This window comes from Leifsonia sp. PS1209 (genome assembly GCF_012317045.1).
Classification (GTDB): domain Bacteria; phylum Actinomycetota; class Actinomycetes; order Actinomycetales; family Microbacteriaceae; genus Leifsonia.
The window spans coordinates 3,201,794-3,228,729 of sequence record NZ_CP051154.1 but is presented as its reverse complement, the minus strand read 5'-3'; the positions used below and the strand labels follow the sequence as shown (position 1 = coordinate 3,228,729).

Annotated in this window: 29 protein-coding genes; 11 read left to right on the top strand and 18 right to left on the bottom strand. The window is 71.1% G+C overall.

The features are described from left to right. Positions 1-9 precede the first annotated feature (9 nt). The gene (locus HF024_RS15370) at positions 10-351 is read right to left on the bottom strand and encodes a hypothetical protein (protein ID WP_168690105.1); all 342 of its coding nucleotides are present in this window, start codon (positions 349-351) and stop codon (positions 10-12) included. A 62-nt stretch (positions 352-413) separates the two neighbouring features. Between HF024_RS15370 and HF024_RS15365 the strand changes: the two genes are divergently transcribed. Further along, a complete protein-coding gene (locus tag HF024_RS15365) occupies positions 414-824 on the top strand; it encodes a Rid family hydrolase (RefSeq protein ID WP_168690104.1) in 411 nt (136 codons plus the stop codon). 52 nt (positions 825-876) lie between these two features. Here the strand turns inward: HF024_RS15365 and HF024_RS15360 are convergent, their stop codons facing one another. Further along, positions 877-1,269 carry a hypothetical protein gene (locus HF024_RS15360; RefSeq protein ID WP_168690103.1) on the bottom strand — a complete coding sequence of 131 codons (393 nt, stop codon included), beginning with the start codon at positions 1,267-1,269 and terminating at the stop codon, positions 877-879. Positions 1,270-1,512: 243 nt separating this feature from the next. Further along, entirely contained in the window at positions 1,513-2,832 is a 1,320-nt protein-coding gene (locus HF024_RS15355; protein WP_168690102.1) for a nucleotide disphospho-sugar-binding domain-containing protein, read from the bottom strand. Between the two features lie 69 nt (positions 2,833-2,901). Between HF024_RS15355 and HF024_RS15350 the strand changes: the two genes are divergently transcribed. Beyond that, the gene (locus HF024_RS15350; RefSeq protein WP_168690101.1) at positions 2,902-3,621 is read left to right on the top strand and encodes a TetR/AcrR family transcriptional regulator; all 720 of its coding nucleotides are present in this window, start codon (positions 2,902-2,904) and stop codon (positions 3,619-3,621) included. Here HF024_RS15350 and HF024_RS15345 read toward each other — a convergent pair. Beyond that, positions 3,560-4,126, bottom strand: a complete 567-nt coding sequence (locus HF024_RS15345) for a GIY-YIG nuclease family protein (protein ID WP_168690100.1) — start codon at positions 4,124-4,126, stop codon at positions 3,560-3,562. The two genes, HF024_RS15350 and HF024_RS15345, sit on opposite strands and share 62 nt — an antisense overlap. 58 nt (positions 4,127-4,184) lie before the next feature. Continuing rightward, complete coding sequence (locus HF024_RS15340) at positions 4,185-5,081, bottom strand: LysR substrate-binding domain-containing protein (RefSeq protein ID WP_168690099.1); 897 nt, start codon at positions 5,079-5,081, stop codon at positions 4,185-4,187. A gap of 214 nt (positions 5,082-5,295) precedes the next feature. Between HF024_RS15340 and HF024_RS15335 the strand changes: the two genes are divergently transcribed. The 4 genes from HF024_RS15335 to HF024_RS15320 all read left to right on the top strand — a co-directional run bounded on the left by HF024_RS15335 (position 5,296) and on the right by HF024_RS15320 (position 12,089). Further along, positions 5,296-10,281, top strand: coding sequence for an ExeM/NucH family extracellular endonuclease (locus tag HF024_RS15335; RefSeq protein WP_168690098.1), 4,986 nt, complete (start codon positions 5,296-5,298; stop codon positions 10,279-10,281). Positions 10,282-10,420: 139 nt separating this feature from the next. Beyond that, entirely contained in the window at positions 10,421-10,849 is a 429-nt protein-coding gene (locus HF024_RS15330; protein WP_168690097.1) for a hypothetical protein, read from the top strand. After that, positions 10,843-11,061, top strand: a complete 219-nt coding sequence (locus tag HF024_RS15325) for a helix-turn-helix transcriptional regulator (RefSeq protein ID WP_210723964.1) — start codon at positions 10,843-10,845, stop codon at positions 11,059-11,061. Before HF024_RS15330 ends, HF024_RS15325 begins: the two co-directional genes overlap by 7 nt. Positions 11,062-11,096: 35 nt before the next feature. Beyond that, complete coding sequence (locus HF024_RS15320) at positions 11,097-12,089, top strand: NAD(P)-dependent alcohol dehydrogenase (protein ID WP_247597140.1); 993 nt, start codon at positions 11,097-11,099, stop codon at positions 12,087-12,089. Positions 12,090-12,115: 26 nt separating this feature from the next. Here HF024_RS15320 and HF024_RS15315 read toward each other — a convergent pair whose 3' ends face one another. Genes HF024_RS15315 through HF024_RS15290 form a run of 6 tightly spaced genes read right to left on the bottom strand, consistent with a single transcriptional unit; the run spans position 12,116 to position 16,640 of the window. Continuing rightward, on the bottom strand, positions 12,116-12,436 hold the full coding sequence (locus HF024_RS15315) for a CHY zinc finger protein (RefSeq protein WP_210723963.1): 321 nt from the start codon (positions 12,434-12,436) through the stop codon (positions 12,116-12,118). Then, on the bottom strand, positions 12,433-13,029 hold the full coding sequence (locus HF024_RS15310) for an energy-coupling factor transporter transmembrane component T (RefSeq protein ID WP_168690096.1): 597 nt from the start codon (positions 13,027-13,029) through the stop codon (positions 12,433-12,435). The genes HF024_RS15315 and HF024_RS15310 overlap by 4 nt, the downstream gene beginning before the upstream one ends. Further along, on the bottom strand, positions 13,023-13,709 hold the full coding sequence (locus tag HF024_RS15305; protein ID WP_168690095.1) for an ABC transporter ATP-binding protein: 687 nt from the start codon (positions 13,707-13,709) through the stop codon (positions 13,023-13,025). The genes HF024_RS15310 and HF024_RS15305 overlap by 7 nt, the downstream gene beginning before the upstream one ends. Then, entirely contained in the window at positions 13,706-14,860 is a 1,155-nt protein-coding gene (locus tag HF024_RS15300; protein ID WP_168690094.1) for a thiolase family protein, read from the bottom strand. Before HF024_RS15300 ends, HF024_RS15305 begins: the two co-directional genes overlap by 4 nt. After that, positions 14,857-16,017, bottom strand: a complete 1,161-nt coding sequence (locus HF024_RS15295) for a fatty acid--CoA ligase family protein (RefSeq protein WP_247597139.1) — start codon at positions 16,015-16,017, stop codon at positions 14,857-14,859. Before HF024_RS15295 ends, HF024_RS15300 begins: the two co-directional genes overlap by 4 nt. Next, the gene (locus HF024_RS15290) at positions 16,014-16,640 is read right to left on the bottom strand and encodes a biotin transporter BioY (RefSeq protein WP_168690093.1); all 627 of its coding nucleotides are present in this window, start codon (positions 16,638-16,640) and stop codon (positions 16,014-16,016) included. The genes HF024_RS15295 and HF024_RS15290 overlap by 4 nt, the downstream gene beginning before the upstream one ends. Before the next feature lie 107 nt (positions 16,641-16,747). Here HF024_RS15290 and HF024_RS15285 point away from each other — a divergent pair, with 107 nt between their 5' ends. Continuing rightward, on the top strand, positions 16,748-17,407 hold the full coding sequence (locus HF024_RS15285) for a TetR/AcrR family transcriptional regulator C-terminal domain-containing protein (RefSeq protein WP_168690092.1): 660 nt from the start codon (positions 16,748-16,750) through the stop codon (positions 17,405-17,407). Here HF024_RS15285 and HF024_RS15280 read toward each other — a convergent pair. The 3 genes from HF024_RS15280 to HF024_RS15270 form a co-directional block, all read right to left on the bottom strand. Continuing rightward, entirely contained in the window at positions 17,388-17,768 is a 381-nt protein-coding gene (locus HF024_RS15280) for a DUF3566 domain-containing protein (RefSeq protein WP_085368885.1), read from the bottom strand. The genes HF024_RS15285 and HF024_RS15280 overlap by 20 nt on opposite strands. An 80-nt stretch (positions 17,769-17,848) precedes the next feature. Then, the gene (locus HF024_RS15275; RefSeq protein WP_168690091.1) at positions 17,849-18,484 is read right to left on the bottom strand and encodes a ScbR family autoregulator-binding transcription factor; all 636 of its coding nucleotides are present in this window, start codon (positions 18,482-18,484) and stop codon (positions 17,849-17,851) included. A gap of 153 nt (positions 18,485-18,637) precedes the next feature. After that, on the bottom strand, positions 18,638-18,985 hold the full coding sequence (locus HF024_RS15270; RefSeq protein ID WP_085368883.1) for a VOC family protein: 348 nt from the start codon (positions 18,983-18,985) through the stop codon (positions 18,638-18,640). A gap of 118 nt (positions 18,986-19,103) precedes the next feature. Between HF024_RS15270 and HF024_RS15265 the strand changes: the two genes are divergently transcribed. Together HF024_RS15265 and poxB are read left to right on the top strand one after the other, a co-directional pair. After that, on the top strand, positions 19,104-19,499 hold the full coding sequence (locus HF024_RS15265; RefSeq protein WP_168690090.1) for a type II toxin-antitoxin system VapC family toxin: 396 nt from the start codon (positions 19,104-19,106) through the stop codon (positions 19,497-19,499). Between the two features lie 117 nt (positions 19,500-19,616). Further along, entirely contained in the window at positions 19,617-21,350 is a 1,734-nt protein-coding gene (gene poxB, locus HF024_RS15260) for a ubiquinone-dependent pyruvate dehydrogenase (protein ID WP_168690089.1), read from the top strand. Between the two features lie 21 nt (positions 21,351-21,371). Here the strand turns inward: poxB and HF024_RS15255 are convergent, their stop codons facing one another. From HF024_RS15255 to HF024_RS15245, 3 genes are all read right to left on the bottom strand, one after another. Further along, positions 21,372-23,114 carry an LCP family protein gene (locus HF024_RS15255; RefSeq protein WP_168690088.1) on the bottom strand — a complete coding sequence of 581 codons (1,743 nt, stop codon included), beginning with the start codon at positions 23,112-23,114 and terminating at the stop codon, positions 21,372-21,374. Positions 23,115-23,215: 101 nt separating this feature from the next. Then, positions 23,216-23,767: a MarR family transcriptional regulator gene (locus tag HF024_RS15250; RefSeq protein WP_085368879.1), complete on the bottom strand. Its 552-nt coding sequence runs from the start codon at positions 23,765-23,767 to the stop codon at positions 23,216-23,218. Between the two features lie 53 nt (positions 23,768-23,820). Continuing rightward, entirely contained in the window at positions 23,821-24,360 is a 540-nt protein-coding gene (locus HF024_RS15245; protein WP_085368878.1) for a hypothetical protein, read from the bottom strand. Between the two features lie 202 nt (positions 24,361-24,562). Between HF024_RS15245 and HF024_RS15240 the strand changes: the two genes are divergently transcribed. Beyond that, a complete protein-coding gene (locus HF024_RS15240) occupies positions 24,563-25,357 on the top strand; it encodes a hypothetical protein (RefSeq protein WP_168690087.1) in 795 nt (264 codons plus the stop codon). Positions 25,358-25,459: 102 nt separating this feature from the next. Further along, entirely contained in the window at positions 25,460-26,035 is a 576-nt protein-coding gene (locus HF024_RS15235) for an NAD(P)H-dependent oxidoreductase (protein WP_085368876.1), read from the top strand. Between the two features lie 118 nt (positions 26,036-26,153). Here HF024_RS15235 and HF024_RS15230 read toward each other — a convergent pair whose 3' ends face one another. After that, on the bottom strand, positions 26,154-26,930 hold the full coding sequence (locus HF024_RS15230) for an Fpg/Nei family DNA glycosylase (RefSeq protein ID WP_168690086.1): 777 nt from the start codon (positions 26,928-26,930) through the stop codon (positions 26,154-26,156). Between the last annotated feature and the right edge of the window lie 6 nt (positions 26,931-26,936).

Below are 26,936 nucleotides of genomic sequence, written 5' to 3'. Positions count from 1 at the left end.
GCGCGGCGGTCACTCCGTCCGGAACGTCAGCACAGTCTCCGTCGCGGCGGTGTCCGCTGGCTCCCCGTACACCCGGATGTGGTGCACCTGCTCGGCGAGCGTGCCGTCGCGGAGGGTGCCGTGGTCTGTCGCCTGCACGAAGACCTCGCACCGCCCGCCCCTGAGGCGCGCGGCTTCCTGCTCCGCCCAGGCGATGACCTCTGTCACGGCGGTGGCGGTGACCTCCCAGTCGTCGAGGTTCCAGCCGGTGTACGGCTCCGGCGGTCGAGCCCAGAGGCGCACGCGGTACACCGTCTGCCCTCCGCGATCCCAGGTCGGTTCCTCCGGGGACCGCAGCCATGTCGCATCCATGCGGCAGAGCCTAGCGGCGCATCCGGGGTGCGGTACCGTGGTCGGGCTGCGAGGGAGGCACGATGACGGCTGGCAGGGTCGAGCTGATCCGCACGGAGAGACTGTCCGGGATCGCCGAGTACGCGTATGCGGCGACGGCCCCGGCGGGCAGCCGGTACATCTTCCTGGCCGGGGCGTGTCCGCTCGCGTTCGACGGGTCGACAGTGGGCGTCGGCGACTACGCTGCGCAGGCCGAGGCGGCGGTCGCGAACCTGGTGACGGCCCTGGATGCGGCCGGCGCGTCGCTCGGCGATGTGATCAGCACGCGGGTGCTCGTTGCGTCGGCCCGTCGCGAGGACCTCGGCACGGCGTGGGCCGTCGTCCGGGCGGCGTTCGGCGACCACGACGTGCCGAGCACGCTGCTCGGCGTCACCGTTCTCGGCTACCCCGACCAGCTCGTCGAAGTCGAGGCCGTCGCCGCCGTCGCGCCCTAACGCGGCGGCGAGATGCCAGTAACTGTCGCGAAACGCCCGGGATGTGGCGCAGTTACTGGTGTCTCGTGCTGCGGCGCGGCGTGATGCCGTGGGGGCGGAGGAGGTCGAGGAAGAGCGGGGCGAAGAGGGTCGGGCGCCGGCGCGGCAGGGTCGCCGGGCGCGTGAGGGAGGTGAGGATGCGCATCCACGCGCCCTGCGCCGCCGTCGCGGCCTGCGCCGCCGTCGCGTCCTGCGCCGCCGCGTCCCGCGCCATTGCAGCCGCCGCATCCCGCGCCGCCGCACGCGCCGCCGCCGCCGACCGGCGGGGCAGCGGCGCCCGCCTGCCCGTCGACAGGTCGTGCAGGTTGTTGCGACGGGTGCCGTCCCAGTTCACGTAGAGATACGGCCCGACCGGCGACGAGATGGGGCTGACGACGGCGCGCACGTAGCTGTCCGGCCCTGTCACGTAGGTGGCCGTGCCGTTCGCGATCTCGGCAGCGGCCGTCGCGGCGTCGACGGCGCCGTGCGACGTGAACAGGGTGACGATGGAGCCGAGCTCGTCGCGAGAGACCAGCTCGATGCGGAACTCGGTGATGGCGACTCCTCGAAGATCGTTCGGCGGTGGTGGGGTGGCCGAGCGACGGTGGTCTGCCTTCTCCGATCGTACGCAGCGCCATTCATCGAATCCAACAGCGCGCGTTTCTGCGATTCAGCGACGCGACGAATGAGTGCGGGTGCCGCCCGCCGCATCCACCAGCCCCAGGACGGCGCGTTCCAGTCCGGCCAGCCCCGTGGATGCGCGGATCGCGTCCCCGATGGCCGCGCTGCGTTCGGAGTATCCCGGCTCCGCGAGCACCGTCCGCACCGCCCCGGCCACCGCCGCGTCGGTCGGGCGGTTCGTCGCGAGGTTCACGCCGACGCCCGACCACGCCACGCGCGCAGACACCTCCACCTTGTCCTCCGTCGTCCCCGCGATCACGACGGGGACGCCGTGCTCCATCGCGTAGTGCACGCCGCCGTACCCGCCGTTCGTCACGTACGCCGAGGTGCGCGGGAGCAGCGCGTCGTACGGCAGGTAGGCGGCGACGCGCGCGTTCGGCGGCAGGTCCGCATCCAGTTCGGCGACCGGCCGCCCTCCCGTGCTGGCGACCACCCACACGTCGTCGCCCGCCAGGCCCCGGATGGTCGGCAGCAGCAGGTCGCCGAAGTCGCGGTTGGCGACGGTCCCCTGGGTGACGTGGACGATCGGGCGCCCGTCCGCGAGGTCGTCCCACCAGGCCGGGAGCGGCGTATCCGACGGCCGGGTGCGGGAGACGGGCCCGACGAAGTGGACCGTCGACGGCAGGTCGGAGCGCGGGTACTCGAACTCCGGAACCGTGAACTGCACCACGGCGTCCGCGTGCGCCGGCCAGTTGAGGATGAACCCGTCGAGGGATGCGCCGGTCGCCTCGTGCGCGATCCTGCTCGCCGCCTTCTGCACCGGCGCGAAGATGATCTTCTCCGCGACGGCGGTGAGGGCGGCGTTCCGCAGGCGCCCGCCGATCCCGGGCTTCGGCTGGACCCCGAGCCCGAGCGGAGCCACGTCCTTGCTCTTCAGCCCGAGCGGCACGATGCCGAGGTTGACCACAGCGGGCCGGGATGCGCGGGGCCGCGTGGAGAGCAGGGCGGCGCCGAGGAACAGGCTCTCCGCCAGCACGACGTCCACCCCGTGCTCGGCGACGATCGCGTCGACGGCGGCGAGCTGCGCGCTGGCCGGGCGCAGGAAGATCGTGGTCATGTCGTACCGGATGCCCGCCGGGCCGGTGAGTCCGACGCGGCCGGGGAAGGCCGCATCCATGTCGGTGTCGTCGTAGTCGGCTTCGGTGGGGAGCGGGAGGAAGGTGGCGCCGGTGGCGATGACGCGCGCGGCGTAGCGGCCGCCGGTGAGGAAGAGGACGCGGTGGCCGCGGTCGACGAGGTGCCTGGCGACGGCGAGCAGCGGGATCACGTGGCCGTGGACCGGTGTGCTGCAGAGGAGGAGGGTGGTCATGGGATGCTCGCATTCGGGTTTAGAGTTTGATGAACGCTGATAGTATTCACTACACACGAAGGGTAGTCAATGGCTGATTCGGAGAACGTCGCCCCGCGGCAGTACCGCTCGACGCTCCGCGAGGAGCAGGCGCGGCAGACCAGGCAGCGCATCCTCGCCTCCGCATTCGAGGTGTTCTCGGCCAAGGGATACACCGGCGCCTCCCTCGCCGACATCGCCGCAGGCGCCGGGGTCTCGGTCGAAAGTGTGAAGGTGCACGGCCCGAAACGCGCCCTGCTGCTCGGCGCGTTCGAGCTCGCGTTCGCCGGGAGCGCCGGCGAGGAGTCGCTGAGCGAGCGGCCGGAGGTCGCCGCGATCATGGGCATCGAAGACACCGGCGAATTCCTCACGGCGATGGTCGGCATGATCGCCGAGGCGAACGCCAGGACCAGCGGCCTCTGGGCGGCCTTCCTCGCCGCCGCGGCAGGGGACGCCCACGTCGGAGAGGTCCTCGCCTCGCTGCTCGACCGCCGCCACGCCGACTACCGCCGCCTGGTCGGCCTCCTCGCCTCCCGCGGGGCAGTGGATGCGCGGGCCGCGTCCGACGACGACCTCCAGGCGCTCGCCGACGTGCTCTCCTTCCTCATGTCGCCCGAGGGCCACCAGCAGCTCGTGCAGCAGAGCGGGTGGACGTACGAGCGCTACCGGGACTGGCTGATCGCCACGGTGACGTCGACCGTCGCGTCTCCTATCCCCGCAACGCGATCGCCTGACTCCGCCACAACGCCAGCAGCGACCACGGATCGGTGACACCCGCGCTCACGGCGGCGAGGTGCGCATCCAGGTCATCGGTGCGCTCGAACCACTCGGTGCGCGGGATGCGGTGGGCGGCGAACTGCGCGTGCCTGCGCTGTTCGAGCGCCCGGTCGCCGCGCTCGAACGCGAGCACCTCGTCGTGCGGCAGGCTCGAGAACCGCACGCGCGGATTGGCAGTGGTGCCGATCTTCACCCTGTCCCTGAATCGCAGGTAGTAGACCACGTCCACCCGCGGCGGCGGCAGCTCGCCGGACACGGTCTCGCCCACCCGCCATTCGCACACCGCGCACAGCCAGCCGGACGGGTAGCGCACCCCCAGCCGCGAGCCGCAGAGCGCGCACGGCGACGGCAGCGCATCCATCTGGCCGTACTCGTCGGCCACCCAGTCGGCCGCGACGAGCAGGTGCTGCAGGCAGAGCGGCAGCGGCGCCCCGGGATGCGCGGGGTTCGTGCACGCGACGCCACCGGCGACGACGGCGCACGGGGTGGTGCCAGTCATGCGGGAAGCGTAACCGCGGCGACCGACACCGGCGCGAGCAGCGTTGTCGCAGCCCGCCCTACCGCTGGGCGCCCTGCCGCCGCCCGTCCAGCCCCAGCTCCTCGCGCACGAACCGTGCGAACTGCGACGCGGCGGCCGATTCGCTGCGCGCCAGGTTCCTGGCGAGCCCGATCACGCGCACCGCCTCTTCCGCCAGCGGCACCAGCGTCACGCCCGGCTCGGTCGAGGAGTCCGGCAGCAGCGCGATCCCGACCCCGTCGCGCACCAGTGCCTGCAGCGTCACCAGTTCGGTGACCTCCAGCACGATGTTCGGCACGATCCCGCGCCGGGCGAAGTATGCGTCGGCGATGTGCCGCAGCCCGGATCCGGTGCGCAGCGCGACGAACTCGAACGGTTCGAGGTCGTCCACGTCGATCACCGCGCGTCCGGCCAGTGGATGCGCATCCGGCACCCCGACCGCCAGTCGTTCGGAGGTCAGTGGTCGCCACTCGATCTCGCGGTCCCGGGGGTCCGGGCTGGTGAAGGCGAGGTCGGCCGCTCCCTCGCGCAGCGCATCCAGCACCGTGTCCGCCGTCCCTCCGCGCAGCACGAACCGGATGTCAGGGAACAGTGCGCGGTACTCGCTCACCACGCGCGGGATCAGCCAGTGGCCGAACGACGACACGTACGCGACGGACACCGTGCCCGCCGACGGGTCGCGCAGTGCGTCGATGCGCGCGCGGGCCTCCTCCAGCTCGGTCTGCGCCCGGATGCCGTGGGCGAGCAGGATCTCGCCGTACTGGTTCAGCTCAAGGTGGTTCTTCTTGCGGTCGAAGAGCTCGACGCCCATCTCCGCCTCGAGCTTGGCGATGGTCCTGGTCAGCGTGGACTGGGAGACGCCGAGAGTGTCCGCTGTGTCGGCCAGATGTCCGTCTGCCGCCAGCGCTCTGAACTGGGCGATCTCTTCGATCCGCATGGTGCCATCATGCCGGACCATCGCCCCTTCGTGTGTCGGTGGCCCGTGATTCAATGTCACATGTGAGTAGATCAGCCGGAACCCGTGCTCGAATGAGCACCCTCGAACAGGGGGTGTTGTCTGTACGTTCACTCAGGAGTCACGGTCCGGTTCACTGCGCTCCATACGGTGTGCCAGGACCCAGCCGTCCGACCAGTCCCGACCGAGGAGAAGCATGTTGAGAAGATTCGGCAGAGCGTGGCAGATCGCCACCGCAGCCGCTGTGGGGGTCGGGCTCGCTGCCGCACCTCTCACTGCGGTGCCGGCCACCGCCAGCGTCGACGCCACGAGCGTCGTCATCAACGAGGTGTACCTGTCAGGGGGAAGCGCGGGCGCCGCGTACTCCAACAAGTTCGTCGAGCTCTACAACCCGTCGAGCCAGCCCGTCACTGTCGACGGCTGGTCGGTGCAGTACCGCCCGGCCACGGGCACGGCGGCGGCCACCGGCCTCACCGCTCTCACCGGCAGCATCGCCGCGTACGGCTACTACCTCGTGCAGGGCAGCTCGAACGGGGCGAACGGCGCGGCTCTTCCGACTCCGGATGCGACGGGCACGCTCAACCCGTCCGGCTCCGGCGGTACCGTCATCCTCTCGAACACCGCCACCGCGGTGACGCCGCCCGTCGGCGACGCGAGGAACGCATCCGGGATCGTCGACCTCGTCGGCTACGGCACGTCGAACACGTTCGAGACGAAGGCCGCCGCAGCGCCGGCGGGCAACACCGACGTGAAGTCGCTCACCCGCACCGGGTTCTGGGACAGCGACGACAACAGCGCTGACCTCACCCTCACGGCCACCATCACGCCGCAGAACGCCGCGACGCCCGCGGGCGGCCCGGCCACGGAGCCTGCGCCCGGAGGCACCGACCCCGGCACGGGAGGCGACCCGAGCCCACCGGCCGGTGACAGCATCCCGATCGCCGAGGTGCAGGGCACCACCGATGTCAGCCCGAAGGCGGGCACGACGGTCACCACCAGCGGATTCGTGACGGCCGCGTACGCGACCGGCGGTTTCAACGGCTTCTACATCCAGACCCCTGGCACGGGCGGCGCGATCGACCTCGCGATGCACCAGGCCTCCGACGCGGTCTACGTCTACGGCTCCGCGGCCACCGCAGCGGTCACCGTCGGCCAGTACGTGCAGGTCACCGGCGCCGTCAGCGAGTTCGCCGGCCTCACCGAGATCACCCCGGCATCTGCTGCCGGTGTCGTCGCGCTCGACCCCGCAGGACTCACCGCCCCTGCTCCCGCGACTGTCGGCCTCCCGGCGACCGCAGCGCAGCGCGAGTCCCTCGAGGGCATGCTGCTCGCACCGCAGGGCGCGTTCACCGTCACCGACGTGTACTCCACGAACCAGTACGGCGAGATCGGCCTCGCGGCCGGAGAGACGCCGCTGGTCCAGCCAACGGAGACCGCACGCCCCGGCACGCCGGAGTACGCGGCGGCGGTGGCGGACAACGCCGCCCGCGCCGTCACGCTCGACGACGGAGCGTCCACCAACTTCCTCAGCGCGGCCAACAAGGCCAAGCCGCTGCCGTACCTGTCGGTCACCGCGCCCGTGCGCGTCGGCGCGCCGGTCACCTTCACGAAGCCGGTCGTCCTCGACTTCCGCAACAACGTGTGGAAGTTCCAGCCCACCTCCGAGCTGACGCCGGCCACCGCATCCACGGTGCAGCCGGTCACCTTCGGCAACACCCGCGCCGCCGCCCCGGCCGCCGTGGGCGGCGACCTGAAGCTGGGCACCTTCAACGTGCTGAACTACTTCACCACCACCGGCGACCAGCTCACCGGCTGCACGTTCTACACCGACCGCGACGGCAACAACATCACGGTGAACAGTGGATGCGACGCGCGAGGAGCAGCGGACGCCGCCAACCTCAAGCGCCAGCAGGACAAGATCGTCGCGGCCATCAACGGGCTCTCCGCCGACGTCGTCTCCCTCGAAGAGATTGAGAACTCCGCGCGCTTCGGCAAGAACCGCGACGACGCCCTCTCGAAGCTGGTCACCGCGCTCAACACCGCGGCGGGCAGCCAGGTCTGGGCGTTCGTGCCGTCTCCGGCAGCCGTGCCGTCCAGCGAGGACGTCATCCGCACCGCGTTCATCTACAAGAAGGCGCACGCTGTGCCGGTGGGCGAGTCGCGCATCCTGATGGATGCGGCGTTCGCCAATGCGCGCCAGCCGCTGGCCCAGGCGTTCAAGAAGGTCGGCACGCCGGACTCCTCGGCGTTCATCGCGGTCGTGAACCACTTCAAGTCGAAGGGGTCGGGAACGGGAGCCGACGCCGACCAGGGTGACGGGCAGGGTGCGTCGAACGCCTCCAGAGTCGCCCAGGCGACGGCGCTCGTCGGGTTCGCGAACACGCTGAAGTCCACGCTCGGCTCCGACAAGGTGCTGCTGATCGGCGACTTCAACGCCTACCTCAACGAAGACCCGATCAAGGTCATCACCGACGCCGGGTACATCGACCAGGTGCACACCCGCACCACCAAGGCGACGTACTCGTTCGGTGGCACGGTCGGCTCGCTCGACCACGTCCTCGCCTCTCCTGCCGCCAATGCGGTCATCACCGGCGCGGACGTCTGGAACATCAACTCCGGTGAGTCCATCGCGCTCGAGTACAGCCGGTACAACTACAACGCGACCAACTTCTACGTCGCAGACCAGTACCGGTCGAGCGACCACGACCCGATCGTCATCGGGATGGGGCTCGGCGCCGGCGCGAAGACCGTCAACCTGCTGAACATCAACGACTTCCACGGTCGGATCGACAGCAACACGGTCAAGTTCGCCGGAACCATCGAGAAGCTGCGTGCGGCAGCGGGGGAGCAGAACACACTCTTCCTCTCCGCCGGCGACAACATCGGGGCGTCGCTGTTCGCCTCGGCGTCCGCCGGTGACCTCCCGACGATCGAGGTGCTCAACACGCTCGGCCTGAAGGCGAGCGCCGTGGGCAACCACGAGTTCGACAAGGGCTTCTCCGACCTCACCGGCCGGGTCACCTCCGCCGCCGACTTCAGCTACCTCGGTGCGAACGTCTACACGAAGGGCACGACCACGCCGGCGCTGCCGGAGTACGCGACCTTCACCGTGGACGGGCTGAAGGTGGCCGTGGTCGGAGCCGTGACGCAGGAGACCCCGACGCTCGTGTCGCCGGGCGGCGTCGCATCGCTGGACTTCGGCGACCCCGTCGCCGCCGTCAACCGCGTCGCCGCGAAGCTGACGGACGGCAACACGTCCAACGGCGAGGCCGACGTGATCGTCGCCGAATACCACGAGGGCGCAGGCTTCGGCACGCCGGACGGTGCGACGCTCGACAAGGAGGTCGCGGCCGGCGGAGCGTTCGCCGACATCGTGACCAAGACCTCGGCGAAGGTGTCCGCGATCTTCACCGGTCACACGCACAAGCAGTACGCGTGGGATGCGCCGATCCCCGGCGTCTCGGGTGCCACCAGGCCGATCGTCCAGACCGGGAGCTACGGAGAGAACATCGGCCAGATCACCCTCTCGGTCGACGGCGACACCAAAAAGGTCACCGGATACACCGCGGCCAACGTGGCGCGCACGACCGACGCCGACAGCGACCTCGTCGCCGCGTACCCCCGGGTCGCTGCGGTGAAGACCATCGTCGACAAGGCGCTCGCCGACGCGGCGGTGATCGGCAACCAGAAGATCGGTTCCGTGACCGCCGACATCACCACGGCGTACATCGGCGCGGCCCGCGACGACCGGATGTCCGAGTCGACGCTCGGCAACCTCGTCGCAGACTCGCTGGTGTCGACGCTCTCCGCCCCCGACCTCGGCGGCGCGGAGATCGGCGTGGTCAACCCGGGCGGACTGCGGGCCGAACTGCTGAAGGGCACCGACGGCTCCGTCACGTACGCACAGGCCAACGCGGTGCTCCCGTTCGTGAACAACCTGTGGACCACGAGCCTCACCGGCGCGCAGTTCAAGCAGGCGCTCGAACAGCAGTGGCAGACGAACGCGGACGGGTCCGTCCCGAGCCGTCCGTTCCTCAACCTCGGCCTGTCGAAGAACGTGAGCTACACCTACGACGCAGCCCGCGCCGCCGGTGACCGCATCACGAGCATCCTGGTCAACGGAGCCCCGATCGACCCGGCGAAGTCCTACCGGATCGGATCGTTCAGCTTCCTGCTGCAGGGCGGAGACAACTTCCGTGCCTTCGCGCAGGGTGCGAACACGAAGGACTCCGGCCTGATCGACCGCGACGCCTGGATCGCGTACATCACCGCGAACAGCCCGCTCTCGCCCAGCTTCGAGCGCCGCGGCGTCGCCGTCTCCGGCGTGCCGACCGGCACCCTCGACCGTGGCCAGCAGGTCACCTTCCAGGTGTCGAAGCTCAACCTGACCTCCCTGGGCAGCCCGGCGAACACCTCGCTGGACCTCACCTGGCAGGGCAGCGCAGCCACGCTCCCGTCCATCCCGGTGGATGCGGACGGAGCGGCGACCGTGAGCTTCACGGTCCCGGCGGATGCGGCGGGAGCGAGCGTGCTCGTGCTGCGCGCGCCCGACTCGGGCACGACGGTGCGTGTGCCGTTGCTGGTCGCGGACGCGACCGGACCCGGCACGCACCCGAAGCCGCCGACGAACCCCATCGCGGCCGCCATCGAGGACCTGATCCAGGCGCTCAAGGACCTGATCCAGGCGCTCGGCAGCGACCACGGGGTGTTCCACCCCGGCGGCACGGTGACGATCAACGTCGGCTCGGCCTTCTCCGGCAGCTGGGTCTCCGCGTGGGTGCACTCCACCCCGCAGAAGCTCGGCGGCGGGTGGATGCAGGTCCCGGCCAGCGGTCAGCTCACGGTGACCCTGCCCGCCGACCTGCCCGCCGGTGAGCACCGGATCGCGGTGCAGGACGCCAACGGCGACGTGATCGGCTGGACCGCCATCACGGTGGCGGCGGCGACCGGCCCCGGCGACCCCGGCACGCCTGGCGACCCCGGCACGCCGGGCGACCCCGCCACCGGCACCGGCAACGGCAACGGCGCGGCGGGCTCGGGTGGCGGTAACGGCGTCATCCAGTCCGGTCTCGCGAACACGGGCGCCGACCTGGCGCCGGCGTTCGGTGCTGCACTGCTCGGCATCCTCGGCGGATTCGTCGTGCTGCTGATCGTCGCGCGCAGGCGCGGCTCGCAGGCGTAGCCAACCGAGTGGCCCCGGACCTCCGCGCACGGCGGACGTCCGGGGCCACTCGCTTTCCATCACGTGTCAAGAATCATTGACATGGAGTGGAGTTTGCTTTACTTTGATCATGTCAGGTTTGTTTGACATGGGAGCTGAGATGACGTACGACGAGAAGAACGCGTGGGCGTTCCTGGTGATCGCGATCGCCGGGTACACCACCTACCTGGCTGTGCTGTTCGGCACCGCGGCCGGCGCTCCGCTCACCGACGTGGACTACGCGCCCATCCTGCTCTGGACGGTGGGCGGCGCGATCGTGGCCGGCATCGTCGCCGGCATCGTGATCGGCCTGGCATCGCCGAGGGGCGCAGACCGGCGTGACCAGCGCGACCGCGAGGTCAAGGCGTTCGGCGACAGGGTCGGTCAGGCGTTCGTCATCATCGGCGCCGTCGCCGCCCTCCTGCTCGCCCTGGTCCGCGCCGACTGGTTCTGGATCGCCAACGTCGTCTACCTGATGTTCGTGCTCTCCGCGGTCGTCGGCTCCATCGCCACGCTGGTCGCCTACCGCAAGGGGCTGCCGGCATGGTGAAGCCCACCAGGGTGACCAACAGCATCCGGTCGTTACGGTTCGCGGCGGACGAGATGACGCAGGCCGAGCTGGCCGAGCGGGTCGGAGTGACCAGGCAGACGGTCATCGCCATCGAGCAGGGCCGGTACTCGCCATCGCTCGAAATGGCGTTCCAGATCGCGCGCGTATTCGGGGTGCCGCTCGACGACGTGTTCCAGTACCCCGAAGGCTGAGCGCGCCCGCGCCCCTCCACCGAATCGAGGACCCCATGAGCGACACCGCAACAGCGACGACGATGTCCGCCGTCGTGCAGCACGCGTACGGAACCAGCGATGCCCTCCGCGTCGAGACCGTCCCCGTCCCCGTTGCAGGCCCCACCGATGTCGTCGTCGCCGTGCGCGCCGCCGGAGTGGATGCGGGCACCTGGCACCTGATGACCGGCCGCCCGTACCTGATGCGGCTGATCGGCTTCGGTGTCCGCGGCCCCAAGGCGCGGGTGCGCGGCCTCGCGTTCGCCGGCCGCGTCTCGGCGGTCGGCGCCGAGGTGACCGATCTGCGGCCCGGCGACGACGTGTTCGGCTCGGCCGACGGTGCGTTCGCCGAGTTCGTGCGCGCGCCGCGGTCCGCGCTCGTGCGGCTGCCCGCATCCATCGGCTACGAGCAGGCGGCCGCGGTCCCCGTCTCGGCGGTGACCGCGTTGCAGGCGCTGCGCGCCGCGGCCGTCCCCGCGGGAGGGAGCGTGCTGGTGCTCGGAGCATCCGGCGGCGTCGGCCACTACGCCGTGCAGCTCGCCGTCGCCGCGGGCGCGACGGTCACCGGAGTGTGCAGCACGGCCAAGGCCGAGTTCGTGCGCGGTCTCGGCGCGGCGGAGGTCATCGACTACCGCGCCGCCGACGTCACGGCGACCGGCCGCCGCTGGGACGCGATCATCGACACGGCGGGCGACCGGCGACTGTCCAGCCTGCGCAGCATCCTGGCGCCGTCGGGCAGCCTGGTCATCGTCGGAGGGATGGGCGGCCCGGTCCTCGGCGGCATGGAGCGAGTGCTCGCCGCTGCCGTCGCCAACCGGTTCGTCCGCCAGCGGCTGATCGGCCTGGTCTCGAAAGAGAACGCGTCCGACCTCGCCGACCTGGCCGACCTCGTCGACGCCGGAGCCTTCACGCCGATGGTGGATGCGGTGCTCCCCCTCGACCGCGCCGGCGAGGCCATCGACCTGGTCGCGTCAGGGGCGGTGCGCGGGAAGGTGGTCGTGGTTCCGTGAAGGGTTGACCCCGACCACCCGTCGCGTCAGACCTCGAAGTACAGCTCGGTGTGCAGTTTGCACCCCGGGTTGAACGCCGCGCCGCACGCCGGGCAGGCATCCACCCCGAGGTACTCGGCGACGGTCAGCTCGTGCTCGCACACCCCGCACAGCACCGCGGGTTCGTCGCGCCGGTCGAGCGGCCACTGCTCCGCCGGGTGGTCGGCCGCCTCCGCGTGGCACAGATGACACGGGTAGTACTCGCCGCAGCACGCGAACCGGATGGCGATCACGTCGAGTTCCGTCCGGTAGTGGATGCACCGGGTCTGGTCGTCGACGGTCGGACCGAGCACGCGCATCCCGGTCATCGGACGCCTCGCGCCGTGAGGGCATCACCGAGGTCGTCGGCGTGTTTGAGCGAGACGACGAGGAACGGGATCACGAAGCCGACGATACCCGGCCTGGCTCCGCGGGCGCGCTGTGCCTCCCGCACCCCGGCCGCGAGCCGGGACAGCACCGGCACCGTGTTGATGGTGACTGCGAGCATCAGGGCGACGCGCTGTGCGTCCACCCCGAGACGCTCGAACGGTCGCAGCCCACGCTCGAACGCGTCGAGGAGCGCGGCGACGCGGGTGGTGAGGACGAGCATCCCGGCGAGCAGGATCGCGGTGACGACGCGCGCCGTGTTCGCAACGGCCGCCTCCGCGTCGAGGAAGATCAGCTGACCGACCAGCGTGATGAGCACCACCCAGCGGACCGCGACCACCTGCCGGCCGAGCTCCCGCATCCCGAGCCCGCAGACGAGGTAGCCGACCACGGCGATCGCCGCGGCGACCCCGGCCGCCCACCAGGTGGACGGCAGGAAGGAGACGGCGAGCACGACCGCGAGCAGCACGGCGGCCTTCGGTCCGGCCGGGGCGCGGTGCATCCAGCCGGTGCCGGGGCGGTAGAGGGTCACCATCGCAGGCTCGCCTCGTACTCGGCGATCACGTCCGCCGGAGCGCCCACCGCCGCGATGCGCCCTGCGTCGAATAGCACGGCCACCTCGCACCGCTCCGCCAATCGCAGGTCGTGGGTGAGCAGCACCAGCTGGTGCCCGGCGTCCTCGAACAGGTGCTCGGCCACGCGGCGGGCGTTGCGCGCATCCAGGTAGGCCGTCGGCTCGTCGGCGATCACCAGCTGCGGCCGCCGGATGAACGCCCCGCACAGCGCGAGCAGCTGCTTCTGCCCGCCGGACAGGTCGTGGGCGGCGCGGTCGGCGAGCCCGGTCAGCCCGAACCGGTCGAGGGCGTCGGCCACCCGAGCGGCGGACTCGGCGGCCGGCAGACGCTCGCTGCGGAGGGAGAACGCGGCGTCCTCCGCCACCGTCGGCATGATGATCTGCGCATCCGGGTTGCTGAACACCACACTCACCAGCCGCCGCAACGCGGGAGCCTGCCTGCCCGGGTCGAGCCCGTGCACCCGGATGCTCCCGGAGCTGGGCGCCACGAGTCCGGCCAGCACGCGCGCGAACGTGGACTTGCCCGACCCGTTGGCGCCGACCACGGCGATCCTGGATGCGTCGAGCGCGACACTCACATCGTCGAGCGCGACGGTCTCGCCGAGCCGCACGGTGAGGTGGTCGAGGGCGATGGCGCTCATCGCACCACCTCGAACACGGCCGCGACGCCCATCCCGCCGCCGACGGACGCCGCCGCGACGCCGAGCGTCCCAGGGGGAGCCCCACCGCGCACCAGCCTGCTGAACAGCCGCACCACGGCGACCGCCCCGCTCGCACCCCACGGATGCCCGAGCGCCAGCGCACCGCCGTCGGCGCAGACGCGGACGTCGTCGTCGGCCACCCCGATCCGGTCGAGCACGGCGATGGTCTGCGACGCGAATGCCTCCACGATCTCGAACGCCGCCACGTCGGCCACGGTGCGGCCCGCGCCACCCACGCGCCCGAGCGCTTCGAGGATGGCCGCCGCCGCCCCCACACCGGGCAGCGCCGGATCGCAGCCGACCACCGCGTGCGCCCGCAGTGCCAGCCCCGGAACACCCGCCCCGCGCAACGCCGCCGGCACGAGCAGCACCGCAGCCGCCCCGTCGCTCACTCTGCACGAGTTCCCGCCGGTCACGCTGCCGCCCTCGAACAGCGGCGCGAACCGGGCCAGCACCCGCTCGTCCGCGCCGGGTGCGCCGAGCTCGTCGCCCGACACCCCCTCCACCGGAACCAGCTCGCCCGCATACCGCCCGTCGGCCACCGCCGCGAGCGCACGGCGACGGCCGCGCGCAGCGTACGCATCCTGACGCGACCGCGGGATGCGGTCTTCCGCCGCCAACCGCTCCGCGGCCTCCGTCATGCCGGGGTCGGGGAATCCGGTCGGCGCGAACGGCGCCCTGTCGTACGGGACGCCGTCGACCGACCGCACGGGCGCCGTCGACGCACTCTCCACCCCGCCCGCGATCCTGGGCCGCTCGTCGCCCCCGCGAATCGCGTTCGCCGCCTCGATGACCGCGGCCAGCCCGCTCCCGCACTGCCGGTCCACCGTCACGCCGGGCACCCCGACCCCGAGCCCCGCGAGCAGCGCCGCCACCCTGGCCGGGTTGCCGCCCGGGCCCATGCAGTTGCCGAGAACGACGTCCGCGACGGTAGGGATGGGACGCGGGGGAGTGGATGCGGCGGCCCAGTCATCGACCACCGCGCGCAGCACGGGCGCGGCGAGCCGGTCCACCGTGACCTCCGCGAGCCCCCGGCCGCGCGTGGCGATCGGGGTGCGGCGTGCCGCCACCACGACGGGATCGCCGCTCACAGTCCGCTCACTTCACCCGCGAGGACGCTGCGCAGCAGCTCCGCCCGCGCGGGCTTCCCCGACGCGGTGCGGGGCAGCGCGTCCACAACGAACCACCGCCGAGGGACGTGCGTCGGCGCGAGCACCGCACGCGCCTGCGCGCGCACCTCATCGGCGAGCACCCCATCCTCCGCACCACCTCGCGCTAGCTCCACCACCGCAGCCACCAGTGCCCCGACCCCGTCGTTCGGCAGCCCGAACACCACGGCATCCGTCACGCCACGCAACCCGAGCAGCGCCGCCTCGACCTCCGCGGGCACGACGGTCGCCGCCGCCGTGAGAATCGCGTCGTCCGCCCTCCCCGACAACCGGATGCGCCCATCCACGATCTCCGCCCGGTCGCCCACCGTGCACCAGGTGCCGTCTCGCCGCAGCGGGCCGTCGCCGCCCAGATAGCCCGAAGCCGCATACGGCGACCGCACCCACAGTTCGCCGTCGCGGACCTCCACCTCCACCCCCGGGAACGGTCGCAGTCCGTCGCCGTGGTCGACCGCGACGAACGACAGCTCGGCCGCTCCGTAGTACGCCACCACCCGGATGCCGCGCTCCTCCGCGCGGGCGCGCGTTCCCGCATCCAGGTCGGCGCCACCGACGAGCGCCGCCCGCAGCAGCGGTGTCGCGGCCGGGCCGGCGTCGAGGATCGTGCGGAGCGCGCGCGGCGTCCCGTGGAACAGGGTGGCGTCGGCGAAGTCGCTCGCGACCACCGCGTGGCCTCCCGGCATCAGCAGCTCGGGTCCGCCCTCCGCCGCCCGGGCGATCGAGAACAGCGACAGCGACGATGCCGCGGGCGCGGGGAGCGCCAGCACGTCCCCGTCCTGCACGCCGAGCAGCGCATCCACTGCGGCGAACGACGCGGACCACGACTCCGCGGTGCGCACCACGATCCGCGGCGCGCCGGTGCTCCCCGAGGTGAGCGTCGCCCACCCGATCCCCGGCAGCGGCCCCGCCGTCTCCGCGGTCGCGCGCACCTGCCGCCACTGCTCCTGCGGCCACCGGTCGTCGCCGACCAGCGGCACATCGCCCGCAGCCCGCACCGAGTGGATGCGGTCGATCAGCTCGCGCGCCGCACCCGCGGTCACCGAACCCGCCCCCACCAGCGGCACGATCACCCCGGTCACGACACCCCGGCCTCGTCGCGCACCGGCTCGCGCTCCTCGTCCGCCCGCACGCGCCCGCGCGTCCGGAACGCCCGTGGGTATGCCCGCGCCAGCGTCATCGTGATGGCCACCGCCAGCGCCGCCTTGATGAGGTCGCCGGGCAGGAACACCGTGCTCTGCAGCGCCGTCTCCGCGAGGGGGAGGCGGGTCACGAGTGCCTGGATCGGGATGCCGAACGCGTAGATCGTGATGATGCCGCCGGTGACGATGCCGACGATCGTCCTCGTCCAGGTGGGGGTGCGGCCGCCCGCGTGCACGATCAGGCCGATCACGAACGCGCCGACCACCCAGCCGAACAGGTAGCCGGCCGACGGGCCGACGAAGACGCCGATGCCGCCGCGGCCTCCGGAGAGCAGGGGGAGGCCGACCGCCACCAGGGCGAGCAGTACCAGCATCGAGATGGCGCCGCGCCACGGTCCGAGGATCGCTCCGGCGAGCATCACACCCAGCGTCTGCGCCGTGATCGGGACGGCGCCGAACACCGAGAAGCCGCCGGGGAGGCCGAGGACGGCCACGATGGCGGCGAAGACCGCGATCCTGGCGATGTCTGTCGCGTCGATGCGCGTGCTGGCGGGTCGGGACATGGGTGCTTCCTCACGGTCGGGGTGCGGGTGCTGCTCCGGAACGCCGTTCATCGGAAGGCTCGCACCTGAACACTGTTCACCTGAACAGCGTTCACTATACTGATCGGGTGACGGAAACGGAAAGCACCGGCAGGCGGCACACCCGCGACGACGTGGCGCGCACGGCCCTGCGCATCCTGGACGACCACGGCCTCCCCGATCTCACCATGCGCCGTCTGGCCGCGGCCCTCGACGTGCAGCCGAGCGCCCTCTACTGGCACTTCCCGAACAAGCAGACGCTGCTGGCCGAGCTCGCCGACCGCATCGTCTCCCACGGCCGCCCCGCCGCAATGGCCCCCGCATCCACCGCCCCCGCATCCACCGCCACCGCATCCACCGCCACCGCGCCCACCGACTGGATGCACGCCGTCCGCTCCGAGGCCGCCGCGCTCCGGGATGCGCTGCTCGCCTACCGCGACGGCGCCGAGGTGGTCTCCAGCACGTTCGCTCTCGGCCTCGGGTCCACCGCCGCCGTCGACCGGCTCGCCTCCGCCGTCGCGCTCGGCGGGTTCGACGACCACACCAGCGGCCGTGCGGCGACCGCGTTGCTGCATTTCATCCTCGGGCACGTCTCGCACGAGCAGCAGCGGATGCAGTACGACAGCTTCGGCGTGGTCGCCGACGGTGTGACCGCATCCAGCATCGACGAGGACGACCCCGCTGCGGCGTTCCGGTTCGGCGTCGACCTGCTGGTGGGCGGGCTGGAGTTCAGTCGCTCCCGAAGGTGAGCTTCCAGCCGCCGACGACGCGGGTGGCCAGGTTGAACAGGGCGGCGAAGATCGCGCCGAGCGCTGACACCACGATCAGTTCGAGCAGTGCGACCACCAGCGTGAACGTGAGCATGTTCGAGAACGTCAGGTCGGAGACCAGCGCAGAGCCCTGCGTCCCCGCGATGCTCTCGAGGAAATCGCGGAGGGAGCCGATCGCGCCGAGCTTGTCGAGCACGCTCCACACCAGAAGGGCGATCACCACGGTGAGCACGGCCAGCACGACCGCCACCAGGAACGACAGCTTGAGTGCCGACCAGAAATCGATGTAGACCATGCGCATCACTGCGCGTTTGCTTTTGGCCTTCCGTGCTGCGCTCATATCGGCCCCTCCCGGTGTCGCTGTTCGCCACCATGATTCAGAGGCGATCCCCGCTGTCAGTGTAACGGCGGGCGCGACGTTCAGCCCTCAGGGACGAGCAGGGGGAGCGTCGACAGCGCCTCGTACCTCTCCGGCGGCACGATGCCGGGCAGGAGCACGATCCACAGCTCCCTGACCCGCTGCAGCAGGTCGGCGCGGTCGGAGAGCGTCTCCGAGACCAGCTGCACACCGGTGAACGCCGGGATCAGGAAGTGCGCGAACATCGACGGGTCCACCGTCGCGACGATGTCGCCCTCCGCGATGCCGCGGACGGTGAGTTCCTCGACGGCGCGCAGCCAGTCGTCGTACGGGCCGTCGACGGGCTGCTCGAACCCCGACCTGTCCGTGGTCAGCCGGATGCCGGCCTTGACCACCGGGTCGGTGAGCAGTTGCTGGGCGAGTCCGGCGCAGAGCAGCACCATCGTCTGCAGGGCCGGCAGCTTCTTCGCCATGATCTCGGAGCCGGAGGCGAACGCTCGCTCGTGCTGCTCGTCGATCACCGCCCTGGCGATGTCGTCCTTCGACTGGAAGTGGAAGTACAGCGCGCCCTTCGTGACGGAGGATGCTGTGGCGATGTCGGCGATCGAGGAGAGGCCGTAACCCGAGCGCTCGAACGTCTCGGCTGCGCCGAGGATGATGGCGTCTCTGGTGGCTTGGGCGCGCGCCTGTTTGACCATGAGGTGGGTTCTCCTATGGGGACGACGACGAGTGTCGTGTGGGAGAGTAACGGGGGTAAGCACACCGTAATCGAGACTTGTGTGCATTGTCCGAATCTCCGCGCGGACCGCATCGTCTAGCGAAACGACCTGTCTGTCGGCTCACGCCCCCTCTCAGTCGGTGTTGTTGGGGCGCCAGACCGCGAACCGGTTCCCCGTCGGGTCGAGCAGGTGCGCGAACTGGATCGACCCGTTGTCCACCAGCGGCAGCGCGACGGTCGCCCCGAGCGCCGTCGCCCGCTCGACCGCCGCGGCGACGTCGTCGACGTGCACATAGAACACGGCCCACGACCCGCCCCCGACGCCGTTCGTGTCCCACAACCCGCCCTTGTCCCCGCCGACCATGCTGTAGCCGGCAGGGGACGGCGGCCCGATCTCCCACCCGAACATCCCGGAGTAGAACGCCGTGCTCGCCTCCGGGTCCGGCGACCCGATCTCGAAGTAGTCCACCTCATTGCTCATGCAGTGATTGTGCGCGCATGTTCGGCCGTGGGCAATGGATGCGGTGGTGCGGTCTGCGCGCGGGTCTTGCCCTGCCGCATCCACAGGCTTAGCGTTGCGTCGAGCGGGAGGACACCGGATGCCCAGATACGTCATCGACGCCCCCGCCGCGCTGCGCCTCGCTGCCGATGCGACGGTGGTGGACGCAGCGGACAGCCTCGTCGCGCCCGCCCTGCTCAAATCGCAGGTGCTGTCCCAGCTGTACCAGGCGGTGGCGCGCGGCGACCTTGCCAGGGAGGACGCGTCCCGCAGGCTCGATTACCTGCGCGGGCTGCGCATCCGGTACCTGAGCGACCGCGTCTCCCAGGCGACGGCCTGGAAACTGGCGGACGCGCTCGGCCTCCCGGACACGCTCCCGGCGGAGTACATCGCTGTGACGCAGTTGCAGGCGGATGCGCTGATCGCCCTCGATCCAGCGCTCGCCGAGGCTGCGAGCGGCACCGTGCGGGTGGCGACGCTCGCCGACCTGCGCTGAGGGCGACCCCAGCCACGCTCCGCGCACCCGCACCCTGCACATCGTCCCAGCGCCTCTCCCGCTGGCCCCCTTCCTCGGCGTACGTTGGACGCATCCGCCGATTCGAGGGAGTGCACTATGCCGACCGTCGCCGACACCATCGTCGAGATCATCGAGGACGCGGGGGTGAAACGCGTCTACGGGTTGCCGGGCGATTCGCTCAACGGGTTCACCGATGCGCTGCGCAGGAACGGATCGGTCGCCTGGCAGCACGTGCGGCACGAGGAGGCCGCGGCGTTCGCGGCTGCGGCAGAGGCCGCCCTGACCGGAGAGCTGGCCGTCTGCGCCGGAAGCTGCGGGCCGGGCAACCTGCACCTCATCAACGGGCTGTTCGACGCGAACAGGAGCAGGGTTCCCGTGCTCGCCATCGCCGCGCAGATCCCCGGTCCGGAGATCGGCAGCACCTACTTCCAGGAGACGCACCCGCAGGACCTGTTCCGCGAGGCCGCCGTCTACACCGAGCTGGTCAGCGTGCCGGAGCAGCTGCCGCGGGTGCTCGAGATCGCGATGCGCACCGCCATCGAGCGTCGCGGCGTCGCCGTGGTCGTCATCCCGGGCGAGATCTTCCTGAAGGACAGCACCGGCCGCCGCAAGTCGGCGCCGATCGCGTTCTCGCCGCGCGTCACCCGGCCCGCCGACGCCGAGCTGCACGCGGCAGCCGACCTGCTCAACTCGGCCAAGAAGGTCACCATCCTGGGCGGAGCGGGCGTAGAGGGTGCTCACCCGCAGCTGGTCGCCATCGCGGACAAGCTCAAGGCGCCGGTCGTCCATGCGCTTCGCGGCAAGGAGTTCATCGAGTACGACAACCCGTACGACGTCGGCATGACCGGCCTGCTCGGGTTCGCCTCCGGCTACCGGGCGATGGAGAGCTGCGACGTGCTGCTGATGCTCGGCACCGACTTCCCGTATCAGCAGTTCTACCCGTCGAAGGCCAAGATCATCCAGGTCGACATCCGCGGCGAGAACCTGGGCAGGCGCACCCCGGTCGACCTCGGCCTGGTGGGCAGCGTCCGGGACACGGTGGATGCGCTGCTCCCGCTGCTCAAGGACCGCACCGACACCAAACACCTCGACTCGTCCACCGCGCACTACCGCAAGTCCCGCAAGGGGCTCGACGACCTCGCGACGAACGACCGCAACCGCACGCCCATCCACCCGCAGTACGTCGCGAAGCTGATCAGCGACCTCTCGACCGACGACGCCGTGTTCATCCCGGATGTCGGCTCGCCCGTCGTGTGGGCATCCCGCTACCTGGAGATGAACGGGCGGCGCCGCCTGATCGGCTCGTTCTCGCACGGCACGATGGCGAACGCCCTGCCGCACGCCATCGGCGCGCAGTCGGCGTTCCCCGACCGGCAGGTGGTAGCGCTCGCCGGAGACGGCGGGCTGGCGATGCTGCTCGGCGAACTGCTCACCCTGCGGCAGAACAAGCTGCCGGTGAAGATCGTCGTGTTCAACAACTCGTCGCTGAACTTCGTCGAGGTGGAGATGAAGGCGGCCGGTTTCGTCAACTTCGGCACCGGGCTGGACAACCCGAACTTCGCCGACGTCGCCAACGCCATGGGCATCCACGGTCAGCGGGTCGAGAAGCCGGACGACTTGCAGGCCGCCCTCCGCGCCGCCTTCGACCACGACGGACCGGCCCTGGTGGATGTGGTCACCGCCCGCCAGGAGCTGTCCATCCCGCCGGCGATCACGGCCGAGCAGGTCAAGGGTTTCACGCTCTACGCCCTGCGCACGATCATGTCCGGCCGCGGCGACGAGCTCGTCGACCTGGCGGACACGAACGTGTTCCGGAGGCTCTTCGACTAGCGGGCGGGTCGTCGATCCCGGCTAGTTGATGCAGACCGTGTCGCTGTAGTTCTTCGCGGGCGACGACGGGGTCGGCGCGGGTGCTCCGCCGGAGGCGGGCGCCCCGCCGGCTGCCGGGGCCGCCGGCATCAGGCCGTCGTCGCCGAGGACCACCGTGACGCCGGACACCGACGACGTCTCCTGCACGGACGCGCCGGGCAGGTACGCCGCGACCGCCTTGGCCTGCGCCTCCTGCCCGCTCGGGTATTTGATCACCGTGGTCGGCTGCGTGTCGGCATCCCCGGCCGTGCCCGTCTTGAAGCCGGCGGCGGCGAACGTCGCGGTCGCGGTTCCTGCCGCGCCGTTCGTTTCGCCGCCGTTCAGCACGGTGACGGTCGTGTCTGCCGGCTTTGCAGCTGTCGCCTTCTCGAACGCGCTCGGCGTGCCCATCAGGCTCTGGATGAACGCGGGCATCGCGGCCGTGTCCACCTCCACGATCGACAGGTCCTCGCCGTCGACGGTGATGGTCGGGGTGCCGGAGATCGGGATGGTCGCCGACTGGATCTTGCCGCCGGTGAGCCCCTGCAGCTGCGCGGCGAGGGAGAGGAAGTTGAGGCCGGGGTCGGTCTCGAGCGATCCGCTCACCGCATCCAGGACCTTCGACAGCTTGCCGGGGTTCAGCAGCGTGCCCGCGGAGAGGAACTTGTGCGCCTCCACCGACAGGAAGTACTGCTGGCGCACGACGCGGTCGAGGTCGCCCTGCGGCAGACCGTGGCGCTGGCGGACGAACGCGAGCGCCTGGTGCGCATCCAGTGTCGACACGCCTGCGGGGAAGTTGGCCTGCGAGTACGGGTCGTCGACGGCGTTGTTCAGGCACACCTGGATCGGGCCGAGCGCCTGGGCGATGTCGTAGAACCCGAGCAGGGAGATGCGCACGTAGTGGTCGATCGTCAGACCGGTGAGGTTCTGCACGGTCTGGATGAGGAGCTTCGCGCCGCTGGTCGCATCGGTCGCGCCGCCGCCGAGGGAGAAGGCGGAGTTGAGCTTGTTCATGCCGTGGCCGGGCACATCCACCCAGGAGTCGCGGGGGAGGGAGATGAGGGTGGCGGACTTCCCGTCCGCCGGGATGTGCAGCACCATCATCGTGTCCGTATTGGTGCCGCCCCCGTCGTCGGTGGTGCCGAGCTGGTCGAGTTCGGCCTGGGATGCGCCGTCCGGCCGGTGGTCGTCACCGACGAGCAGGATGTTCTGGTCGGAGCCGTCGACGTCGGTCTTCGGCTTGTGCTGCTCGGAGATCACATCCACGTGCTTGACGTTGTTGACGAAGCGGAAGTAGCTGTACGCGGCGTACCCGCCGACGACCACGAGGATCACGGCGAGGCCGAAGGCCGTCCAGCCGATGATGCGCTTGGTGCGGGAGCGCCGCGTGCGGGGAGTGCGGCCTCTGCGGCCGCCGGGGGTGGGGGAGTCTGGACCGTCGCCGGTGCCGTCGCCGCCGTCGTGGCCGTGGCCGCCGCCGCCGCCGTTGCGCCCGCCGCCGTCGCGCCCGGAGCCTCCGCCTGCGCCGCCGAACAGCGCGTCGACGCCACCACCGGATGCGGCTCCCGCTGCACCGGCAGCTCGGCTTCCCCCGTACCTGCCGTCGGCGGGCCGCGTGGCGCGGACCGGGCGGCGCGGGTCAGGCTGGGGCACCCGGCCGAACACCTCGGTGGCCGGTTCGGGGTCGCCGGAGTGCTGCCGAGGGTCTCTGGGTTCCTCGGGGCTGGGGAAGGTCGGGCGTCGCACAGGGAAACGCTAGGGGTGCAACCCTGCGAGAGCCCTGGCGATCCATGCGTTTCTCGACGAATCGTCAGGCTTTCCGGGCCGTGCTCCCAGATCGGCGCCGCTCAGGAGGTGACGTCGCTGCGAACCCGTTCATCGGCGGGCTCGGACTCCGCCGCGTCCTCCCGCTCGCAGACGGCGGTCTCCGCTTCGTTCGCGGCGATCATGTTCTTCGCGATCTCCAGGAACTCCGCCTGCTGATCGTCCGAGAGCACGTCGAACAGCACCCGCCTGATCGTCGCCGTGTGCTCCGGCAGCGCCCGGACCAGCACCCTCCGCCCATCCCCGGTGAGGTGGATGTAGCTGGCGCGCCTGTCCTCCGCGCACTCCTGCCGTTCGACGAATCCGCGCGCGGCCATCCTGGTCACCTGGTGCGAGACCCTGCTCTTCTCCCAGCCGGTGACGTCGACCAGCTCGCGCACCCGCAGGCGCCGACCCGGTGCGCGCACGAGCGCCATCAGCACCTCCAGTTCGGAGATGGAGATGCCGTGATCCCGCTGCAGTTGCGCGTCGAGCGTGCGGTCGAACCCGCGGCGCATCACATAGAACGCGTTGAAGAGTTCGATCTCCTCGTCGCTCAGCTTCCTCGGGTCTGGCCGCTGGCGGATAGGGGACATGGCAGTCATCCTCCCACGGGTTCGGCCCTCCACGGGGTTCCGTCCCCACGGGTTCAGTGCGCCAGCTGCTCCAGCGTCACCACGGCCACTCCGAGCGCGACGATCGCCGCCAGCACCAGGATGCGCTTGCCCGTGCCGAGGTTGGTGCGCTTCACGGCGATCTGCGCGATCACCGCCAGCGAGACGATCAGCGCGACGACGGCGGTCGTCATCGCCGCCTTCACGCTCACACCGCCCGCCGCGGCGATGAGCAGCATCACGGCGGGGACGAACAGCACCGTCAGCGCACGGGATGCGACAGCCACCATGTGCCGGAACTCGAGCGCGCTCGGCAGCGTGTTGTGCACGATCATGTGCGACACCAGGTCGGACGCGAGCCCGGCGAGCAGCACACCGCCGACCGAGATGAGGAGCGTGAGCAGCACGTTCAGCGGATCGAGCGTCTCCCCGTGGCTGCTGAGCGCCATCAGGATGGCGAGGGCGGTGAAGGTGGCGTAGATCCGCTCGCGCAGCCGGTCGCCCGCCTGCCTGCGCTCATCCGGGGTGGCGTCGTCGGGGAGTCGCGTGTCGCTCGGTTCGTCTCGCCTGGCCATTCCGTCCTCGTCTCCCGCGCTCGCCGCGGCCGTTGGCACCGCGCCGCAGCACCGCTCATCGCGCGGATCGAGCCTACCCGGGAGGCACGCGGCGAGGTCGCAGCACGGACACAGCGCTCGCTCAGCCGCTCGCGGAACACTTCTCTGTACGGATTCACACACTGTCGCCGACGCGCGAGCGTCGCCTCGAACGGAGAACACCATGGGATTCCTCGACCGCCTCTTCGGACGCGACGAGCAGCAGGCGCCAGCGCAGCAGGTTCCTGCACAGGTTCCCGCGCAGCAGGTTCCTGCACAGCGGCAGCCCGTCAACGCCTCCGCGGGCGCGCCCGCCGGTGGCCAGGTGGCAGCCGAGCAGCGCTCCGAGGACGAGATCGCCGTCGAGCGCTACCGCTACCTGCTGCGCACCGCGCCGCCAGAGACCATCGAGCAGGTGCACGAGGAGGCGTTCGCGAAGCTGACGCCCGAACAGCGCTCGCTCCTGTTCAAGCAGCTCTCCGCCAACGCGCCCGCCGGTGAGCAGCCGCGCGGCGACGACGCCCATTCGCTCGCGCAGTCCGCCACTCGCGCAGAACTCCGGCAGCCGGGCACCCTCGAGCGGTCCCTCGGCGGCAACGGCGGCGGCAACGGCATGGGCGGTGGGCGCGGCGGTGTCGGCTTCGGCGGGATGTTCGCCAGCTCGCTGCTCGGAAGCGTCGCCGGCTACGTCATCGGCTCCGCGCTCGTCAGTGCGTTCCTGCCGTCTCCCGTCGACCAGCAGGCCGGGGATGCGGGCTCCACCGATGGCGACAACGGTTCGGGCGACGACGGTTCCGCCGACAACGGCTCGGGTGACAGCGGCGCCGGTTCCTCCGACGCGGGCGGCTGGGGCGGCGACGCGGGCACGGTCTCCGCGGACGGCGGCGGCTGGGACAACGGCGGCGGCTTCGGTGGCGACGGCGGCTTCGGCGGAGGGGACTTCGGCGGGGGCGACTTCGGTGGAGGCGACTTCTTCTAGGCCGCTTCCGGCCCGCTTCCAGGCCGCCGACCGCGCCGGGAATGTTCCGCGCGCATCCCGGGTTCGCGTTAGGTGACACGTCACCAACACGAAAGGCCTGACATGACGAAGATCGCCATCATCATCGGAAGCACCCGCCCCGGACGCAACGGAGAAGCCGTGGCGCGCTGGGTCTACGACCACGCCGCCACCCGCGACGGAGTCGAGTACGAGCTCGTCGACCTGATGGACTGGAACCTCCCCCACCTCGACGAGGCCATGCCCGCCGCGATGGGCCAGTACGCGAACGACCACACCAAGGCCTGGGCCGCCAAGATCGACGAGTTCGACGGATACATCTTCGTGACCCCCGAGTACAACCACAGCACCTCCGGCGCGCTCAAGAACGCGATCGACTTCGTCGGCGCCGAGTGGAACAACAAGGCGGCCGGGTTCGTCAGCTACGGCGTCTTCGGTGGCGCCCGCGCCGTCGAGCACCTGCGTCTGGTGCTGTCGCAGCTGCAGGTCGCGACCGTCAGCGCCCACGTGGGCCTCAGCCTCGCCCACGACTTCGAGAACTGGTCGCTCAACCCCACCGCCCAGCAGGAGGCGGCGCTCACCCCGCTCTTCGACCAGGTCGAGTCCTGGTCGGAGGCCCTCGCCTCCGTCCGCACCCAGGCCGACTCCCTCGCCGCCTGACCCGTTTCCCGGACTCACACACAATCGAGTCCGAAGTTGTTCACGCGACACGCCGCGCGCAGCGTGAACAACTTCGGACTCGATGATCGGGGAGCGGGCGGGGGAGCGGGCGCGTGCGTCAGGTCTGGCAAGACGGGCAGTAGTACGTGACCCGCTCCTCCAGGTCGGTGCGCCCGAGCGCCGACCGGTGGATGCGCGTGCCGCAGCGACGGCACGGCTCGCCCCTCCGCCCGTACACCCAGCTGGTGCGCCCGCGTCGGGTGTCACCTGTCGTCACGCGGTTCGGCCGGTCCCGGTTGGCGAGGATGAGCCGCCGCGCGAGCGACACGGCGGCGGGCAGGTCGGCCTCCGCGACGGGACGGGTGGGCAGCATCCCGCGCAGGAAGCACAACTCGTTGACGTACTCGTTGCCGAGTCCGGCGAGGTTGCGCTGGTCGAGCAGGGCGACCGCGATCGGCTGGTCAGGGTGCGCCGCCAGCCGTCGCAGCGCCTCGTCGGCGTCCCAGTCCGGGCCGAGCAGGTCGGGGCCGAGGTAGCCGACCACGTCATCCTCCCTGTCGCGCGGGATCACCTCGAGGATGCCCAGCAGGAAGCCCACCGCGGTCACGTCCTCCGTGCGCAGCACGGCCCGCGCCTCGAACGCCGGGTGCCGCCAGCGCGCACCAGGCGCGTACAGCTCCCACGACCCCTCCATCTTGAGGTGGCTGTGGATGGTCGCGTCGCCCACCCGCATCAGCAGGTGTTTTCCCCTGCTCACCACGGCATCCACCTGTCGCCCGGACAGGCCGACCGTCGCGTATGCGGGCACCCGGAAGTCTGTCTCGGTGAGCACCTTCCCGGCGAGGGCGGCGTTCAGCCGCTTCGCCGCACGCCAGACGGTGTCGCCCTCAGGCACCGGGAT